The organism is Waterburya sp. (assembly GCF_058530065.1).
Map to the genome: position 1 here is coordinate 1 of NZ_JBZNBU010000155.1, position 2,398 is coordinate 2,398.

The 2,398-nt window shown below is 38.3% G+C and carries 1 protein-coding gene; it reads left to right on the top strand.

Annotated features, from left to right (window positions below; translation table 11 throughout):
• Nucleotides 1-611: 611 nt before the first annotated feature.
• Entirely contained in the window at nt 612-2,363 is a 1,752-nt protein-coding gene (locus AC33VI_RS09985; protein WP_491782114.1) for a glycoside hydrolase family 9 protein, read from the top strand.
• Nucleotides 2,364-2,398: the final 35 nt, after the last annotated feature.

Genomic DNA, 2,398 nt, shown 5'->3' on the forward strand with positions numbered 1-2,398 from the left:
ACCGCTCGATTGAATTTATACAGGTAATGTAATCTATAGATATGTGCTGGCTGCCTGTTTCAACTGAGCTACTAAAGACTAAAAACTAATAACTAAAGACTATTCTCTTCGAGCAATTCTCTTATCCCGAACTCAGGTTAAGTAGTAAGTAGTAACTTGAATTTTCAATATTCTCGCCAATATTCTAGAGTGATTAATAACCGATCTTCAATGCTTAGTTTTGGCTGACCACCTCTCTTTCTCGATGTGGGTAACTCTTGCTTCAAATTTTTGATCTGTTCCTAGGTCATGGTTTAGTTCGCGATCGCTCTTTTTATCCTACTTTGCTCATTTTATAGCTATTCATGCAAGAGATAAACAATCATTAGTTTCCTTCAAGAAATTAACCCAAGAATGGTCAAAAATTGACTATCTCTGAATTGATGATATCCCTGTCATAGCCAATAGTTGAGAAGTCAGTTAGTGACAAAGTGGATACATTTGAGTAGCCGTGTGTCGTGAAAATGACAAGCACGGTTCGGATAGGAGGGGTAAGCTGGTAACAGCTACCTCGACCTTACTAGCTTTCTAGTAGTCGATCGCAGAATTGTATTGTTAATTCAAGATCGCTTATGAGGTTTAGATTTAAAGCTTCTTTATTTATCGGCTTAATAACAGTTTTAATAATTGTTTTATTGAGTCTCGATCGCCCTAGCAAAATTTTATCCCAAGAGGCGATCGCCAATAACCCTAGCAAGATAGTCGTCAATCAAGTAGGATACTTACCGCAGTGGCGGAAGACGGCTTTTTTACTCAATAATCAAAAACCTACTAGTCATCCCCAGTTAATCGATCGCCATACGCGAAAAGTAGTCAAGACAATACAACCAGGAACAGAAATTCAGGATACTGCTACACCCGACGCTATTTCTACCATTGACTTTAGGGATATTACTCAGCCAGGTACTTATTATTTACGTCAGGGGAAATTAACCTCTGCACCTTTCAACATTGGCAGAGATATTTACCAACATCCTTTAGTTACTTTACTTCGTTCCTATTATTTACAAAGATGTGGAGTTGCTATAAACGATCCGATTACGGGTATTTCTCATTCTCCTTGTCATCTTAAAGATGGTGCGATCGCCCATCAAGATGAATACCATACAGCAGGTGAAAATATTACTGCTTCTGGAGGTTGGCACGATGCGGGAGACTATGGCAAGTATGTGACGACTACAGCAGTTACTATCGCTAGGTTGCTGAATCTTTACGAACAATATCCCGATCTATTTCCTGACAGTCAATTAACTATCCCCGAAAGTAATAACGGGATTTCAGACTTGCTGGATGAAATGCAGTTTGGTTTGGACTGGTTGTTAACCATGCAGCGAGAAGATGGAGCAGTATACCGCAAGCTATCGGGTAAAAAATGGTCTTTTGGAGTATCTCCCGATGAAGATATGCAACACCGCTATGTCTATGGTATTTCTACTCCTGAAACTGCTAAATTTGCTGCGGTAATGGCATTAGCCAGTCGCAATTTTCAAGGAGTAAATTCCGAACTAGCGAATAGATATTTGAGTGCAGCAGAGTTAGCTTGGCAATATCTAGAAACTCAACCCGAAATGAAAGTTGATTGGGTAGAGGGAGACGATAGCGGATCGGGTAAATATTTGGCTTCAAAAGACGATCGCGAAGCGAGTTTGACTACAGATATTGACGATCGCCTGTGGGCAGCAGCAGAGCTTTATATTACTACGGGTAGATCGACTTTTAATGACTATTTTGTTAGTAATTTGGACGAGGTAGATTACACCCTGTTTGAGTGGAAAGATCCTTCAGCTTTGGCGTTGATAAATTACCTCAAGCAAAATCGCCAAACTGTTACCACAAAAACTATTACTAAGATTAAAAATAAGCTTACTCAGAGAGCCGATGAGATTTTAAATCGAGTCCAAGAAAATAATTACAACATTGCTAATCATCGCTTTATTTGGGGATCGAATAAAATGACTGCCGAAGAGGGAATTACTTTAGCTTATGCCTATCAATTAACCAATAATATTGATTATCTTAATGGTGCGATCGACCAGTTAGATTATCTTTTAGGGCGCAATCACTTTAATCAAACCTTTGTTACGGGAATTGGCACGAATCCTGTTAAGCACGTCAATCATTTATTTGCTAGAGCCAAAAATATCTATATTCCTGGTTTGGCTGTAGGTGGTGCTAATAGCGACGCTCAAGATAACAAAGTAGCAAAAAATTTAGGACAGCTTAGTTATATAGATAGTGAAGAATCCTATGCAACGAATGAATATGCAATTGATTACAATGCTTCGGTTATTAGTTTGATTGTTAATTTGATTAACAATATATAAGTTTAATTTTTAATATCAAAGAAAACAGGAGAAAG

Coding starts and splice junctions, on each gene's coding strand:
- AC33VI_RS09985 (WP_491782114.1), top strand. CDS start 612: ATGAGGTTTAGATTTAAAGCTTCTTTATTTATCGGCTTAATAACAGTT.